Source organism: Enterococcus sp. AZ128, assembly GCF_051714485.1.
In the GTDB taxonomy this organism is placed as follows: domain Bacteria; phylum Bacillota; class Bacilli; order Lactobacillales; family Enterococcaceae; genus Enterococcus_A.
The window spans coordinates 1,087,369-1,104,515 of record NZ_JBIORZ010000001.1; the positions used below are offsets into that span (position 1 = coordinate 1,087,369).

A 17,147-nucleotide genomic window follows, 5' to 3' on the forward strand; every position below is an offset into this window, starting at 1 on the left:
TTCTCTGTTAGAAACAGGCTGAATGTGATTTCACAAGGATAAAATATGAAACGCTTTAATTCGTTCAGAATCGGTGAGCAAGTTTGTTGTCAATTAAATATAAAAATGCTAATTTAGAGAAGAAGGGGCAATAGCAATAATACAGATTGATTTGCTGTTGCACTACGAACAAGACTTATTCTATTTAGGAGAGGAAAGTGTGACACCATGGCAGAAAAAGAGTTAACGATTGATTTTGAAGCCTTACTAAAAGATGTAAACGCGGATTTCCCCGTGTACCAGGCGCTTGACGAAGACGGAAAAATTGTAAATGAAAATTTAGTTCCTGATTTGTCTGATGATGAACTTGTGGAATTGATGACCTCGATGGTTTGGTCCCGTGTATTAGATCAACGTTCGACTGCGTTGAATCGTCAAGGACGTCTAGGATTTTTTGCACCAACTGCTGGACAAGAAGCCAGCCAATTAGCGAGTCATTTCGCGTTTGAGAAAGAGGATGTACTGTTACCTGGTTATCGTGATGTACCGCAATTGATCAAACACGGATTACCATTAGCAGAAGCTTTTTTATGGTCGCGTGGACATGTTGCCGGGAATAATTATCCTGCCGACTTAAATGCTTTGCCACCTCAAATCATTATCGGTGCACAATATGTGCAAGCTGCCGGTGTTGCTTTAGGTTTGAAGAAACGCAATCAGAAAAATGTTGTCTTCACTTATACCGGTGACGGCGGTTCATCACAAGGTGACTTCTATGAAGCGATCAACTTTGCAGGGGCTTATCATGCAAACGCTGTATTTTATATTCAAAATAACGGTTTTGCAATTTCGACTCCACGTGAAAAACAAACGGCTGCTAAAACTTTAGCGCAAAAATCTGTTGCTGCCGGAATCCCAGGTATTCAGGTTGATGGTATGGATCCATTAGCTGTTTACTACGTATCTAAAAAGGCGCGTGAATGGGCTGCAAACGGTAATGGTCCTGTATTGATTGAAACACTGACGTATCGTTATGGACCGCATACATTGTCTGGTGATGATCCTACTCGATACCGTTCGAAGGAAATGGATGATGCATGGGTGAAGAAGGACCCCTTGGTTCGTTTCCGTAAATATTTGACGGAAAAAGGCTTATGGTCGGAAGAACAAGAAGAACAAGTTATTGACGCTACAAAAGAGGAAATTAAACAAGCAATCACAGATGCTGACCGAGTACCAAAACAAAAAGTATCTGATTTCTTGAAAAATATGTACGAAGTACAGCCGCAAAATATCAAGGAACAGATCGAATTCTATGAAGCGAAGGAGTCGAAATAATCATGGCACAAAAAACAATGATCCAAGCAATTACAGATGCCTTAGCTCTGATGCTTGAAAAAGACAAAGAAGTATTAATTTTCGGTGAAGACGTCGGTAAAAACGGTGGAGTTTTTCGTGCAACTGAAGGCCTTCAAGAAAAATTTGGCGAAGATCAAGTTTTCGATACACCACTAGCTGAATCAGGAATTGCTGGTTTGGGATTTGGTCTAGCGTTGCAAGGCTTCCGTCCTGTTCCCGAAATTCAATTCTTTGGCTTCGTGTTTGAAGCGATGGATGAGATTGTCGGCCAAATGGCTCGTACTCGTTATCGTATGGGCAATACTAGAAATTTGCCGATTACGATTCGTGCACCATTCGGTGGCGGTGTGCATACACCAGAACTTCACTCAGATAACTTAGAAGGATTAATGGCACAATCACCAGGGTTGCGTGTAGTGATCCCATCAAATCCATATGATGCAAAAGGTCTTTTGATCGCATCGATTCGCAACAATGACCCAGTTGTTTTCTTAGAGCACATGAAATTGTATCGTTCATTCCGTGAAGAAGTTCCAGAAGGAATTTATGAAGTACCATTGGATAAAGCAGCTGTCACCAAAGAAGGATCTGATGTTTCAATCATTACTTATGGCGCAATGGTTCGTGAAGCGATCAAAGCAGCGGACAATTTAGCGAAAGAAAATATCAATGCAGAAATCATTGATCTACGTACGGTTGCACCGCTTGATGTGGAAACAATCATTAATTCAGTTGAAAAAACAGGTCGTGTAGTGGTTGTTCAAGAAGCACAAAAACAAGCAGGCGTTTCTGCGCAAGTCATCTCAGAAATTTCTGAACGGGCAATTCTTTCACTAGAAGCACCGATCGGACGTGTTTCTGCTCCAGATACGATTTTCCCATTCGGACAAGCGGAAGGTATCTGGTTGCCAAACGCAGCAGATATTGAAGCGAAAGTAAAAGAAATCGTAGAGTTTTAATATAGGAGGAAAAATAATGGCTTACCAATTTAAATTGCCTGATATCGGTGAAGGCATTGCAGAAGGTGAGATCGTCAAATGGTTCGTCAAAGCTGGCGATACGATCAATGAAGACGACACTTTATTAGAAGTACAAAATGACAAATCAGTGGAAGAGATTCCATCACCCGTGACAGGAACAATCAAAAAAATCGTCGTTGATGAAGGAACAGTTGCGAATGTTGGCGACGTTCTCGTTGAAATTGATGCACCTGGACACGAAGACAACGAAGGTGACTCAGGCGTAGTTGCGGAATCGCAAACACCTGCTGCTCCAGCAGCTGAACCAACTGCTGAAAGCGGAAAAGTTGAAAGCAACAACGCTGGCGGCGGAGTATTCCAATTCAAATTACCGGATATCGGTGAAGGGATCGCAGAAGGTGAGATCGTTAAATGGTTCGTCAAAGCTGGCGATACGATCAATGAAGACGATACGTTATTAGAAGTTCAAAATGATAAATCAGTGGAAGAGATTCCATCACCTGTATCAGGAACGATCAAAAAAATCATCGTTGATGAAGGAATAGTTGCCAATGTTGGCGACGTTTTAGTTGAGATCGATGCACCTGGACATAATGACTCCAGTGCTTCTTCAACAGAATCAGCAGCATCAGCAGGAGCTCCGAAAGCGGAAGCAAAAGTTGATTCTTCAGTCGTTGAAGCAAGTAATCCTGACAAACGTGTGTTGGCTATGCCATCTGTTCGTCAATATGCTCGTGAAAAAGATGTAGATATTACGCAAGTAACAGCAAGCGGCAAAGGCGGACGGATTGTCAAAGAAGACATCGACGCATTTGTTTCCGGCGGCGGACAAGCAGCTGCAGCTAAATCAGAAGCACAAGCAACTGAATCGATAGCGGCAGCTTCAAGTGCTCCAGTAGCGAAAGCGGAAAAACCTGCTCAACTATTTACTTCTAACATGGGCGAAATGGAAACCCGCGAGAAGATGACACCAACACGTAAAGCAATTGCTAAAGCAATGGTCAACAGCAAGCATACAGCTCCGCATGTAACGTTACATGATGAAGTTGAAGTTTCTAAACTTTGGGATCATCGTAAGAAGTTCAAACAAGTGGCTTTGGACAATGGCACGAAATTGACCTTCTTACCATATGTGGTGAAAGCTTTGACTGCAACAGTCAAAAAATATCCCGTCTTGAATGCATCGATCGATGATACTGCCCAAGAAATCGTGTATAAGAATTACTACAACATCGGTATCGCGACAGATACGGATCATGGATTGTATGTTCCAAACGTGAAAAATGCCGATACAAAAGGTATGTTCAAGATCGCCGATGAAATCAATGAAAAAGCTGCATTGGCTCATGATGGTAAATTAGCTGCTGATGATATGCGTAACGGTACGATCACTATCTCAAACATCGGATCTGTTGGCGGCGGCTGGTTCACACCAGTAATCAACTACCCTGAAGTAGCTATTTTAGGCGTTGGTACGATCGCACAACAACCAATCGTGAATGCAGAAGGTGAATTAGCGGTTGGCCGTGTAATGAAACTTTCATTAAGCTTCGACCATCGCATCGTTGATGGCGCGACAGCGCAAAAGGCTATGAACAATATCAAACGTTTATTAGCTGATCCAGAATTACTATTAATGGAAGGATGATAAAATCATGGTAGTTGGAGATTTTGCCATTGAATTAGATACAGTAGTAATCGGTGCTGGACCTGGCGGCTATGTTGCCGCCATCCGCGCCGCTGAAATGGGACAAAAAGTAGCGATCATTGAACGTGAATACATTGGCGGTGTTTGTTTAAACGTCGGTTGTGTTCCTTCAAAAGCGTTGATCTCTGCCGGACATCATTATCAAGACGCGCTTGATTCATCAATGTTTGGTGTCAGCAGCGAGAACGTAAACTTAGATTTTACGAAAACGCAAGAATGGAAAGAAAACGGCGTCGTAAATAAATTAACGACCGGCGTAAAATTCCTGTTAAAAAAACACAAAGTCGAAATCATTGAAGGAGAAGCTTTCTTCGTTGATGATAAAAACTTACGTGTGATCCATCCAGATTCAGCGCAAACATATTCCTTTAACAATGCCATCGTTGCGACTGGTTCTCGTCCAATCGAGATTCCCGGTTTTAAATTTGGCGGACGTGTGTTGGATTCAACTGGCGGATTATCATTGGAAGAAGTTCCAGAAAAATTCGTGATCATCGGGGGCGGAGTCATCGGTGCTGAATTAGGCGGCGCATATGCCAACCTAGGCGCTGAAGTTACTATCCTTGAAGGTACACCACAAATTTTACCGACTTACGAAAAAGACATGGTGCAATTGGTTGAAAAAGACTTTAAAGAAAAAGGCATCAAAGTCGTAACCTCAGCAATGGCTCGCGAAGCCGTTGATAACGGCGACAGCGTAACCGTTCGTTATGAAGTGGATGGAAAAGAAGAAACGATCGATGCAGACTACGTAATGGTCACTGTTGGTCGACGTCCAAATACGAATGACATGGGCTTAGAACAAGCCGGCGTTGAAATGACTGATCGTGGTTTGATTACAGTGGACAAGCAAGGTCGCACAAACGTATCAAGTATCTACGCGATTGGGGACATCGTTCCTGGTGCAGCTTTAGCTCATAAAGCCAGCTATGAAGCGAAAATTGCGGCAGAAGCCATTTCAGGCAAGAAAGTGGCCGTTGATTATAGAGCAATGCCGGCTGTAGCATTTACTGATCCAGAATTAGCTTCTGTTGGGATGACTATCAAGGAAGCCAAAGAAGCAGGACTTGAAGCGAAAGCTTTCAAATTCCCATTCTCTGGTAACGGCCGTGCCTTGTCACTAGGCAAGACAGAAGGTTTTATCCGTTTAGTAACTACAGTTGATGATAATGTCATCATCGGCGGTCAAATCGCCGGAGTCGGAGCTAGTGATATGATTTCAGAACTTGCTCTAGCCATTGAATCTGGTATGAACGCGGAAGATATCGCATTGACGATTCATCCACATCCATCATTAGGCGAAATCGTGATGGACGCATCAGAATTGGCATTAGGTATGCCGATTCATATTTAAATTAAAAACAAAAAGTCAAAATCCATTTTCAATAGGATTTTGACTTTTTTTGCGAGTTTCTTTTTTTTTTCAGTCTATTAGAGATACAAGATTTATTTATGATCTTTGAGATGAACTATCGGACGAATTGTTTAGCAAAATCATATGTGTACGACAATAAATCGTTTTTTCTGGGTAAAAAATTTAGTGCCTTAACAGAGATTAGGTTTCAAACTATCCTTAAAAAAATTGGTAGAGACAAAATCATGAACTGGTTTTATTTATAAAAAGCAATATATCCTGCCTCAATCGGATGATCGACGATTAAACTATTTTCTTCCTTTGAAACGTTAAAAGCGATGATCAAATCCGCGCCAGCCGCGACGAAGTTAACAATCATGGTCAGAAATGAAATAGTTCCTGGATAGATGACTAGGAAGAGTACACTGACGGTTCCTAAGACAATCAATGGTAACAACGCACCAATTAGATACTGACGTTTTTCTAACACCGATTTACACGTACAGGAGGGCATTAGAGCACTGATGTTGAAACGCACCACATTCCAACCGTTACCGCTTGAAAAGGCCCAGCCGATTCCGTGTAATAGCTCGTGAATCATTACTGAGATCACTACGATCGCAAAAAATGTGAGATAAAATGAAGGTACGGTGATTTCTGTCAAATGTGCTCGTCCGACTAATAAAAAACGATAAATCAAAATGAGAATCATGATAAAGGGTAAAGAGTAGAGTAATCCGAGCGCAGTGGCTTTCTTTGCAGTAAAAGTCACATCTTTCTCCTTATAGCCTTCTTGCAGCAACGCTACTTTCATTTTTTGAAATTCTTTCTGATGTTCGTTCATTTTTACGCCTCATTTCTAAAAACACTCTTTATCTAAACGCTTGTAACCACAACAAGCGATCCTACTAACCAATCAAGCTGGGAGAGCATCGTTTGTGTTTGTTGAGAAACCGGATCTTTCTTGACTTTTTTGATTTTCATGTCAAGCACTTTTCGCACATCTTTATCAATATATTTTTTCAAGATACTCGATTTTTTTAATAAAATTGCTAGTGATAAACCATCGTGATCCATTTGATTCAGATTTTCTAAACGAGCGACTATTTTTGAGATCGTGACTTCCTTCGCGATATAAGCAAGAGATGTTGAATCATTCTTAACAGCCACCTCATCAGCATCGATAAGCGAACTGCGGATCTGTGAGACTAATTGCTTGAGATCCTTTTCGAAGAATGTCGCGCCATAAGCAGTGGCGATTTTTTCAATACGTTTCCTCTTAAGACTTATGACCTTTTCTAAAAGACAATCAAGATATTGGATATCGGTGGGAAGATCCTGTGAATGGACGATGATCTCTTTTTTGTCCAGTTCGATTACACCCGTTTTTTGTAAATCCAACAATCCGGCCATGACTAAGCACATACCCACGTAGTAATTGACTGAAGAAATCTTTCCTTGGCGATTCATGGTGAAAAGTAAATATTGTTGAGATAAACTAAGATTATTCATTTTAATTGCTCCCTTATTCATTTTACTAAAGTATAGCTGTTCGTGAAAAAAATCTACTTTTTTGAAACAATATTTTCAATAATTTGATTTTCTGGTTGTTTTTCCATGGTATTCTAAGATAACGGAAACAATAGTTTCGCTCAGCCGATTTTATGAGCTGCTGAGTTGTCAACTCTATTGTCTTAACGAGTCGATAAAAGGGTATACGACTTGAAAATCCATAGATTAGTGCGAACATAAAATAGGAGAGTGAAAACAGTGACGGGGAAATTTTTTCAAGAATTTCGAGAAAAGAAAAATCAATCGATTATGAATACCTCAGACGGGATCGTGACACCTCAATTTTTACGGAAGTATGAGCGGGAAAATGGTGATATTCGCTTTTCAAATTTACTTCAATTGTTAAGTCGGTTAAATACGACCTTTGATGAATTTGTTTTTGAAATTGACGATAGTATGGATGTTTGGTTGTATAGGATCGAAGAAGAGATTGATCGATCTTATCATGCTGGGAACTCTTTTTTATTAAAGAAATTCGTTGAAAATCAGGAGGAAATGTATCAGCAAACGCATGAAGAAAGATTTCTTTTTGCTGCGCTCATCGGAAAACGCTTCTATAATTATATTTTTTTGCCTAGCTATACGGTTGATTTGACCCCGATCGCTGATTATTTGAGAGAAACAGAAACATGGGGAAAGTTCGAGTTCTTTTTGATTACTTATAATGGCGATCTTTTTAAGCCGGAGGAGGCGTATTTTTACGCCAAACGCTTAGTAAAACAGCATGACGGCAGTTTCGAAATGAGAAAGTGGCGTTATGATGCGTTGCTGCATTTAACTCGTTACTTGATTGAGGAAAATCATTTAGATCAGGCGGAAAAGATTCTTTTAGAATATTTGGAAAAATTGACGCCGAATCGTGATTTAAAATATATCCATCATGATTTATATGCGAGGTTTGTTTACGGCTTGTTACTAGTCAAAAAGAATAATCCTAAAGGACAGCAACAGTGCGAACGGATCATTGATATTTTTGTAGAAGATTGTGGCTACATGAATTATGGCAATCGACTAAATATTCTCTATCAGTCAACGCTTGCACAAGTGAAAAAAGCACAATAAAAGAGGCAATTCAACTTATCTCAAAAAAGAATTCTTTAAAGATCGGAGTTAAATGATGAATGATTTATTAGGTTTCGACGTTTCAAAATCAGGAAAAATGTACGATGACTTGTCACCTGTATTCATCGAAACCAGGAAAATGGCTGTCAAAGCCACTAAAGAATACAACGCTTTATATGGCAAAGATGAACAAAAGAGAACGAAAATTCTGCAAGCATTATTAGGTTCAGTCGGAGAATTGGCTCATTTCGAACCCGATTTCCGTTGCGAATTTGGTAAAAACATTTATATCGGTGATCGTTTCTATGCTAATTTTGACTGTATTTTATTAGATGGCGGTGAGATTCATTTAGGGGATGATGTCCTTTTTGGCCCGCGTGTGGGGATTTTTACTACGAATCATGCCACCGATCCTAAAGAACGAGTGGCGGGCGGATGTTATTCTAAAAATGTGGTGATTGAAGATAAGGTTTGGGTCGGCGCAAATGTCATCATCAATCAAGGGGTGACAATCGGGAAGAATACGATCATCGGTTCTGGCAGTGTCGTAACTAAAAGTATCCCGGAAAATGTCATTGCGGCCGGAAATCCTTGCCGTGTTTTGAGAGGAATCACCGAAGAAGATAAAACGGATTATCTCTCCATTAGAAAATAGTTTCAGTTAAAAGCTTTAAATAAAAGCTTTTGTTTTTCTATGGTAAACTATTTTCGAATGGAGTGTGGATCAATGGCAAATTATGGTTACCCAATCGATGAGGATTGGACACACGAGGAGATCGTGACAGTCATCAATTTTTTGAATCTCGTTGAAACAGCAAATGAGACTGGGATTGAAAGTGAAGCGTTTTTGACGGGGTATAAAAAATTTAAAACAGTTATAAAAAGTATTGGCGAAGAAAAGCGGATCGGACGCGAATTTGAAAACGTCAGCGGCTACTCTTTGTACCGGACTGTACAAAGAGCAAAAACTGCGACGACCAAGCGATTTAAGCTGTAGGAGGATTAAGATGGAAGAAGAGATTATTAGCTGGATCTATGAAGCGGCAGAAGGAATCAAAGCCGGACTAGGTGGTGCATTAAGGGTCGATAAAAAAAGCGGGCGGACGGATCTGGTCACGAACGTCGATAAGGAGACACAAAATTTTATCGTCAGCAAGATCAAGGCCTTTGACCCAGAAGCGAAAATTTTAGGTGAAGAAAATGGACAAGATGAAACCCCGATTGATCAAGGAAGAGTGTTCGTGATTGATCCAATTGATGGTACATTGAATTTTGTAATGCAGCAAGAGAATTTTTGTATCATGATTGCTGTTTATGAAGAAGGTATCGGTCAGTTAGGTTTTATCTACGATGTTATGCGCGATGATCTTTTTTGGGGTGGGCCGAAAGTCGGTAAAGTTTATCGTAATAAGGAAGAGATTTCAACACCCGAGAATAAGGGACTGAGTGAAGGTTTAATCGGGATGAATGCGGCAATTTACCGTAAGAATCTTTATCATGCCCAAGAAATCGGTAAAACTTCATTGGGCATTCGGGTATTAGGCTGTGCAGGATTAGATTTTATTGCTATTTTAAAAGGTACTCAGATTGGCTATATCAGCTCTCTTAGCCCTTGGGATTATGCTGCTGGAGGAATTATGATGGAACAGCTGGGAATGAGTTTCTGTGGAGCTAACCAAGCCCGATTAAGCTTCAGAGGACGCGAGTTCTTCATCGGTGCTACTCAAGCGGCGATGGCGGAAATTCAAGCGTTTGATAAAGAGAATTATTAAGAAAAGAATTTTTCTGAAAAAATGAAAATGTTTTACTAACACTCTTAATGATTTTCTGTTATAATTGTCAATCGAGTGAGTCTCGCGTTACAAGAAAAGGAGCAATTAAAATTGAATTACAGAGAAGATATCCGCAACGTGGCCATTATCGCCCACGTCGACCATGGTAAAACAACATTAGTTGATGAAATGCTTAAACAATCAGATACCCTTGATAGCCACGTTAACCTACAAGAACGTGCAATGGATTCAAATGCATTAGAAAAAGAACGTGGAATCACGATCTTAGCGAAAAATACAGCAGTAAACTACAAAGACTACAAAATCAACATCATGGATACACCAGGACATGCCGATTTCGGTGGCGAAGTGGAACGTATCATGAAAATGGTCGATGGCGTTTTGTTAGTTGTAGATGCTTATGAAGGTACAATGCCACAAACACGTTTTGTATTGAAAAAAGCCTTAGAGCAACATTTGACTCCAATTGTTGTTGTTAATAAAATTGATAAACCTTCTGCTCGTCCAGAAGAAGTAGTCGATGAAGTATTAGAATTATTTATCGAATTAGGTGCGGATGATGATCAATTAGATTTTCCAGTGATTTATGCTTCAGCGATCAATGGAACGTCTAGCTTATCAGACAATCCCGAAGAACAAGAACCAACTATGGCTCCTGTTTTCGATACCATTATTGAAAAAATTCCTGCTCCTGTTGACAACAGCGACGAGCCATTGCAATTCCAAGTTTCATTATTAGACTACAATGACTATGTGGGCCGTATCGGTATTGGCCGCGTGTTCCGCGGGAAAATGAAGGTCGGCGACCAAGTTTCTGTGATGAAGCTTGACGGTTCGATTAAAAATTTCCGTGTGACGAAAATCTTTGGGTTCTTCGGATTACAACGTTTAGAAGTTCAAGAAGCAAAAGCTGGTGATCTGATCGCCGTTTCTGGGATGGAAGACATCTTCGTTGGAGAAACAGTTACTCCTGTTGACCATCAAGAAGCCTTACCAATCCTACACATTGATGAACCAACGTTGCAAATGACGTTCTTGGTGAACAACTCGCCATTTGCAGGTCGTGAAGGGAAATATGTAACATCTCGTAAAATTGAAGAACGTTTGATGTCAGAATTACACACAGACGTTTCATTGCGTGTTGAAAATACGGATTCGCCAGATGCTTGGACTGTTTCAGGTCGTGGGGAATTGCATTTATCAATTTTGATTGAGAACATGCGTCGTGAAGGCTATGAATTACAAGTATCACGTCCAGAAGTTATCGAGAAAATTGTAGATGGCGTAAAATGTGAACCGTTCGAACGAGTTCAAATCGATACACCTGAAGAATACATGGGTAGCGTGATTGAAGCATTAGGTCAGCGAAAAGCTGAAATGCAAGATATGGTTCATTCTGGTAATGGTCAGATTCGTCTTATCTTCTTAGCGCCTGCTCGTGGTTTATTAGGATTCACGACTGAATTCTTATCAATGACTCGTGGATACGGAATCATGAGCCATACATTTGACCAATACTTGCCAGTTATCCAAAGCGTAATCGGCGGACGTCGTAATGGCGCATTGGTTTCTGTTGATTCGGGTAAAGCAACAATGTACTCAATTATGAGCGTTGAAGAACGTGGAACGGTCTTCGTTGAACCAGGGACGGAAATTTACGAAGGCATGATTGTTGGTGAGAACAGCCGCGATAAAGACCTTGGCGTAAACATCACGAAAGCAAAACAAATGACTAATGTTCGTTCAGCTAATAAAGACCAAACATCAGTCATCAAAAAACCTCGGATTTTAACATTAGAAGAATCATTAGAATTCTTAAATGATGATGAATATTGTGAGATCACACCTGAATCGATCCGGTTACGTAAACAAATTCTAAATAAGTCTGAACGTGAAAAAGCAGCTAAGAAACGCAAAGTTGCTGTAGATTAATTAACAATTAAAGGATTACACAATTATGAACTGATTAAAAGGAGTTAGATCTAACATCTAAATCTTTTGGTGATTTCATTGAGCGTGTAGTCCTTTTTATATCTTTTTAGAGGAGCATAGATACGGATGCTCCTTTTTTGATATTTTAGAAACAAGTCACTCATTAATATGAAATATCTAACTTAATGATGCCTTAAAGTATCTGTCTAAAAATAAAATAATTCGTTATGTTTCATATTTCGCGTTTGTTTCACGCGGGCGATCGCAAAAAGAATTGATTTTTCGCGTTTTCATATAAAGTTTCTGGATTGTAATCTCTTCGTAATATTTCTTTAGTTGTGTAAAAGTCAAAACCCGAACGAAGAGTATAGAAAAAGCTTAGTATCACGTATTTTTCCCCTTTTTATTTTTTTTCTATGTTATAATGTTGAAATCAAGATAGGAGGGAAGCAAAATGGAAAATATTTCTTCTGATTTTGCCATTAAAGTGTTGCAAGAGGATGCTAATCGGATCAAGTTGTTGATTCGTAATCAAACAAATAGTCTTTGTATCTCCCAATGTAAAGCTTTTGAGGAAGTCGTTGATACGCAAATGTATGGCTTCTCACGTCAAGTGTTCTTTGCTGAAAAAGTAGGTATCTTAAAGCGAGGAGAAGGGCAGCAAATGCTTAGCGATTTAGAAGCAGAGTTAAATCGTTTATATACTGAATTGTACGAAACTCGTCAGGACATGAATGATACCGGCTGGGAGGCTTAACTCTTGCCGACAAAGATAAAGAAACGTCATTTTTTGGATTATAGTATTTTGATCCCTTATTTGATTTTAACTATTATTGGTTTAATTTTTGTTTATAGTTCAACTTCCTATTTATTAATTACAAATAATGCGAATCCAACAAGTCTAGTAATGAATCAAGGGATTTTTTGGGTCTTAAGCTTAATTGCCATCAGCTTAATGTACAAGATGAAAACAGATGTATTGAAGAGCCAGCAGTTAATTATTTTTGCGACTTACTTGATTTTTATACTGTTGATTGTTGTCTTTTTTATTGGTGATGAAATCAATGGTGCTAAAGGGTGGATCAAGATCGGATCGTTCAGTATGCAGCCGGCAGAGTATTTAAAGATCATGGTTGTTTGGTATATGTCCTATATTTTATCGAAACGTCAAGAAACAATTCAAGATAATTTTGTTAGTGATATGAAACGTCCACTGATGTTGGTTTTTGCAATGATTTTTTTAGTAGCGGTACAACCTGATATGGGAAATGCAGCGATTATTACTTTACTAGCATTGATTTTATTACTTGCCAGTGGTGTGAACTGGGTCTACAGTTTGATAATTGGTGTCGCTGGAATTGTTGGAAGTTTTTTAGTTATTGAACTATTAACTCATTTTGGCGAGGCGATTTTCCCTAAAAGATTAGCATACATTGTTAGTCGGTTTGAGAGTTTCAAAAACCCCTTTAAGTATGAGCTAGATCAAGGACACCAAATGGTCAATGGTTATTACGCTATGTTTAATGGTGGTTGGTTTGGTCGTGGATTAGGAAATAGTATTGAGAAAAAAGGTTTTTTAAGTGAAGCTCATACGGATTTTATTTTTTCTATTGTAATAGAAGAAGTCGGTTTGATTGGGGCTTTGATTATATTAGCAATTTTGATTTTTATGATCGCACGAATTTACTTGGTTGGGATTCGTTCGAAAAAACCTTTCAATTCATTGATTTGTATTGGAATTGGAAGTTTGTTGTTGTTACAGGTTTTTATTAATCTTGGTGGTATTTTAGGAATTATTCCATTGACTGGGATTACGTTCCCTTTTTTAAGTCAAGGAGGAAATAGCTTACTTGTATTGTCAGTTGGCGTAGCTTTTGCATTGAATATCAGTGCGGATGAGAAACGTACAAAACTTGCAATTGAGTATGAATACTTAAAAAGTCAGGAGTGAAGTGCATGAAAAAGGTATTGGTGGCAAATAGAGGAGAAATTGCGACACGGGTATTTCGTGCGTGTAGTGAATTAAACATTAAAACGGTAGCAATTTTTGCAGAGGAGGATCAATATTCGGTCCACCGTTTCAAATCTGATGAGGCGTATTTAGTTGGTAAGGGGAAGAAACCGATTGATGCGTATTTAGATATTGAAGATATTATTCGAGTGGCAAAAGAAGCAAGGGTGGACGCGATCCATCCAGGTTATGGCTTCCTTTCAGAAAATTTAGAATTCGCGAAACGTTGTAGTGAAGAAGGCCTGATCTTCGTAGGCCCAGAATTGCATCACTTAGATATTTTCGGCGATAAGATCAAGGCTAAAACTGCTGCCCTAGAAGCGGGAATTCCGTCAATTCCTGGTTCAGATGGTCCAGTGGATACGATCGAAGGTGTTCTAGAGTTTGCTGAATCGCATGGTTATCCAATCATGATCAAAGCGGCTTTAGGCGGCGGTGGACGCGGGATGCGTGTGGCTCATGATGAAAAGGAAGCTCGAGAAGGCTATGATCGTGCTAAAAGTGAAGCTAAAGCGGCTTTTGGCAATGATGAAATTTATGTCGAAAAATATGTTGCTAATCCTAAACATATCGAAGTTCAAATTTTGGGAGATACGCACGGAAATGTACTCCACCTATTTGAACGCGATTGCTCTGTTCAGCGTCGCCATCAAAAAGTTGTCGAAGTAGCTCCGTGCATTTCTTTAAATGATGAACAACGGGAAAAAATCTGTCAAGCAGCTGTTCAATTGATGAAGCACGTTGGGTATGTCAATGCTGGAACAGTGGAATTTTTAGTAGAAGGGGACAATTTCTATTTCATCGAGGTGAATCCTAGGGTTCAAGTAGAGCATACGATCACCGAGCTGATTACTGGTGTAGATATTGTTACCTCACAATTAATGATTGCTCAAGGACAAGACTTACACACTGAAATCGGCTTACCTCAGCAAGAAAATGTTCAGATGTCTGGAGCGGCGATCCAATGTCGTGTGACTACTGAAGATCCACTGAACGGATTTATGCCTGATACTGGAAAAATCGATACCTATCGTTCACCAGGTGGGTTTGGTGTGCGATTAGACGTTGGTAATGCTTATGCAGGAGCAACTGTTACACCTTACTTCGACTCATTATTAGTAAAAGTGTGTACCCATGCTTTGAATTTTGACCAGGCAATCGAAAAAATGCAACGTTGTTTAATTGAGTTCCGAATTCGTGGAGTTAAAACTAATATTCCTTTTATGCACAACGTTATTAGTCATCCTGTTTTTCAAAGTGGAAATGCAAAAACGACTTTTATAGATAATACACCTGAATTATTCGAATTTCCAAGGGTGCGTGATCGTGGAAATAAAACGATGCGTTATATTTCTGAAATCACGGTTAATGGCTTCCCTGGAATAGAAAAACAAGAAAAACGTTATTTTGAAACTCCGAGGGCACCTAGAATCAAAAAAAGAGAAATCGTCACTGCAAAGAATATCTTAGATCAAGATGGCCCTGAAGCAGTCGCTAAATGGGTCAAAGATCAAGATTCTGTCTTATTGACTGATACGACTTTCCGTGACGCACATCAAAGCTTATTAGCTACCCGTGTTCGAACCCATGATCTTTTAAATGTGGCTCAAGCGACTGGGGAAGGTATTCCAGAATTATTTTCAAGCGAGATGTGGGGCGGGGCAACGTTTGACGTTGCCTATCGATTCTTGACTGAGGATCCGTGGAAACGTCTGAAATTATTACGTAAAGCTATGCCTAATACCTTGTTGCAAATGCTGTTCCGCGGTTCAAATGCTGTTGGATATTCAAACTACCCAGACAATGTACTGGAAGAATTTATCAAGGAGGCGGCTCATCACGGAATTGATGTTTTCCGCATCTTTGACAGTTTGAATTGGATTCCACAGATGGAAAAGAGCATTCAGTATGTTCGTGATGCTGGTAAAATTGCTGAAGCAGCGATCTGCTATACAGGTGATATCTTAGATCCGAATCGAACAAAATACAATGTTCAATATTATAAAGAAATGGCGAGAGAATTGGAATCAATTGGGGCACATGTGATTGCAATCAAGGATATGGCAGGTCTATTGAAGCCACAAGCCGCTTTTCATCTGATTAGTGAATTAAAAGAAACGACCGATTTACCGATTCATTTGCATACTCATGATACTGCTGGAAATGGGGTCATCACGTTGTCAGCTGCTGTTAAGGCAGGCGTTGATATCGTAGATGTTTCAACAAGCGCAATGAGTGGTGCAACTAGCCAGCCAAGTATGAGCAGTTTGTACTATGCACTTCAATATGGAGATCGCACTCCAGATCTGAACCTGAAAAATGTTCGTCAATTGAACCATTACTGGGAAGATGTTCGCCCATATTATGCAAGTTTTGAGAATGGCATTATAGCTGCTCAAACAGAAGTGTATAATCATGAAATGCCAGGTGGGCAATATTCTAATCTACAACAACAAGCTAAAGCTGTCGGTTTAGGTGAAAAATGGGATGAGATTAAAGAAATGTACCAAACCGTAAATATTATGTTTGGTGATATCGTAAAAGTAACTCCTTCTTCAAAAGTCGTAGGTGATATGGCGCTGTTCATGGTGCAAAATGATCTGACAGAACAAGATATCTATGATCACGGTGACGAACTAAGCTATCCTGATTCAGTTGTCAGCTTCTTTCAAGGTGAATTGGGTCAACCAGTTGGGGGCTTCCCAGAGAAATTACAACGAATCATTTTACAAGGTCGTCCAGCGATGCAAGAACGTCCAGGGAAATTTGCTGAACCAGTTCATTTTGAAAAAGTAAAACAAGAATTACAAGGATTAATCGGTTTCGAACCAAGTAAGACTGATGTTTTAAGCTACTTGATGTACCCACAGGTATTTTTAGATTATCAAAAATCTTATGGACAATTTGCGGATGTTACGTTATTAGATACGCCAACTTTCTTTACTGGTATGCGTCTTGGCGAAACAATCAATGTTCAAATTGAAAAAGGAAAAACACTGATTATTCGACTGGATGAGGTCGGCGAGGCTGATGTTGAAGGAAATAGGACTCTATTTTTCAACTTGAACGGCCAACGTCGTGAAATTGTCGTGAAAGATGCTTCAATCAAGAGTGCAGTTCAAACCAAACGTAAAGTGGAACCAACGAATCGTGAACAGATTGGTGCAACAATGACAGGCTCTGTATTGAAGGTTTTGGTTAAAAAAGGCGATCATGTCGAAAAGGGTCAGCCATTGTTAATTACGGAAGCGATGAAAATGGAAACATCAATTGATGCTCGTTTTGCCGGTGAAGTTTCGCATTTATATGTCGAAGAAGGAGAAAACATTACTTCAGGAGATTTATTGATTGAAGTGAAAGAAAAATAGTTTTTTATTTAGTATGAATTAGGAGCGTT

General features: G+C 39.6%; 14 protein-coding genes. 12 read left to right on the forward strand and 2 right to left on the reverse strand.

Annotated elements, in window-relative coordinates:
* Nucleotides 1-207 precede the first annotated feature (207 nt).
* Genes pdhA through lpdA form a run of 4 tightly spaced genes read left to right on the forward strand, consistent with a single transcriptional unit; the run spans nt 208 to nt 5,380 of the window.
* Entirely contained in the window at nt 208-1,317 is a 1,110-nt protein-coding gene (gene pdhA / locus IGI38_RS05330) for a pyruvate dehydrogenase (acetyl-transferring) E1 component subunit alpha (RefSeq protein WP_438727586.1), read from the forward strand.
* 2 nt (nt 1,318-1,319) lie between these two features.
* The gene (locus IGI38_RS05335; RefSeq protein ID WP_438727589.1) at nt 1,320-2,297 is read left to right on the forward strand and encodes an alpha-ketoacid dehydrogenase subunit beta; all 978 of its coding nucleotides are present in this window, start codon (nt 1,320-1,322) and stop codon (nt 2,295-2,297) included.
* 16 nt (nt 2,298-2,313) lie between these two features.
* On the forward strand, nt 2,314-3,966 hold the full coding sequence (locus tag IGI38_RS05340) for a dihydrolipoyllysine-residue acetyltransferase (RefSeq protein ID WP_438727591.1): 1,653 nt from the start codon (nt 2,314-2,316) through the stop codon (nt 3,964-3,966).
* Between the two features lie 7 nt (nt 3,967-3,973).
* On the forward strand, nt 3,974-5,380 hold the full coding sequence (gene lpdA / locus IGI38_RS05345; protein ID WP_438727594.1) for a dihydrolipoyl dehydrogenase: 1,407 nt from the start codon (nt 3,974-3,976) through the stop codon (nt 5,378-5,380).
* Nucleotides 5,381-5,636: 256 nt separating this feature from the next.
* Here lpdA and IGI38_RS05350 read toward each other — a convergent pair whose 3' ends face one another.
* Both IGI38_RS05350 and IGI38_RS05355 read right to left on the reverse strand, forming a co-directional pair.
* Nucleotides 5,637-6,224: a DUF3267 domain-containing protein gene (locus tag IGI38_RS05350; RefSeq protein WP_438727597.1), complete on the reverse strand. Its 588-nt coding sequence runs from the start codon at nt 6,222-6,224 to the stop codon at nt 5,637-5,639.
* Nucleotides 6,225-6,256: 32 nt separating this feature from the next.
* A complete protein-coding gene (locus IGI38_RS05355) occupies nt 6,257-6,892 on the reverse strand; it encodes a GPP34 family phosphoprotein (RefSeq protein WP_438727600.1) in 636 nt (211 codons plus the stop codon).
* A 258-nt stretch (nt 6,893-7,150) separates the two neighbouring features.
* On the opposite strand from IGI38_RS05355, the gene IGI38_RS05360 reads away from it, so the two are divergent.
* From IGI38_RS05360 to IGI38_RS05395, 8 genes are all read left to right on the forward strand, one after another.
* Nucleotides 7,151-8,014, forward strand: coding sequence for an Rgg/GadR/MutR family transcriptional regulator (locus IGI38_RS05360; protein ID WP_438727603.1), 864 nt, complete (start codon nt 7,151-7,153; stop codon nt 8,012-8,014).
* Nucleotides 8,015-8,069: 55 nt separating this feature from the next.
* The gene (locus IGI38_RS05365; protein WP_438730320.1) at nt 8,070-8,669 is read left to right on the forward strand and encodes a sugar O-acetyltransferase; all 600 of its coding nucleotides are present in this window, start codon (nt 8,070-8,072) and stop codon (nt 8,667-8,669) included.
* 72 nt (nt 8,670-8,741) lie between these two features.
* Nucleotides 8,742-9,011, forward strand: coding sequence for a UPF0223 family protein (locus IGI38_RS05370; protein WP_438727606.1), 270 nt, complete (start codon nt 8,742-8,744; stop codon nt 9,009-9,011).
* Nucleotides 9,012-9,021: 10 nt separating this feature from the next.
* Nucleotides 9,022-9,786, forward strand: a complete 765-nt coding sequence (locus IGI38_RS05375; protein WP_438727609.1) for an inositol monophosphatase family protein — start codon at nt 9,022-9,024, stop codon at nt 9,784-9,786.
* Between the two features lie 111 nt (nt 9,787-9,897).
* Nucleotides 9,898-11,739: a translational GTPase TypA gene (gene typA / locus IGI38_RS05380; protein ID WP_438727612.1), complete on the forward strand. Its 1,842-nt coding sequence runs from the start codon at nt 9,898-9,900 to the stop codon at nt 11,737-11,739.
* A 454-nt stretch (nt 11,740-12,193) separates the two neighbouring features.
* Entirely contained in the window at nt 12,194-12,496 is a 303-nt protein-coding gene (locus IGI38_RS05385) for a DUF1507 family protein (RefSeq protein ID WP_438727614.1), read from the forward strand.
* Between the two features lie 3 nt (nt 12,497-12,499).
* Nucleotides 12,500-13,690: an FtsW/RodA/SpoVE family cell cycle protein gene (locus IGI38_RS05390; protein ID WP_438727617.1), complete on the forward strand. Its 1,191-nt coding sequence runs from the start codon at nt 12,500-12,502 to the stop codon at nt 13,688-13,690.
* 5 nt (nt 13,691-13,695) lie between these two features.
* Nucleotides 13,696-17,118 (forward strand): pyruvate carboxylase, encoded by a 3,423-nt coding sequence (locus IGI38_RS05395; RefSeq protein WP_438727620.1) that lies wholly within the window; start codon nt 13,696-13,698, stop codon nt 17,116-17,118.
* Nucleotides 17,119-17,147 lie beyond the last annotated feature (29 nt).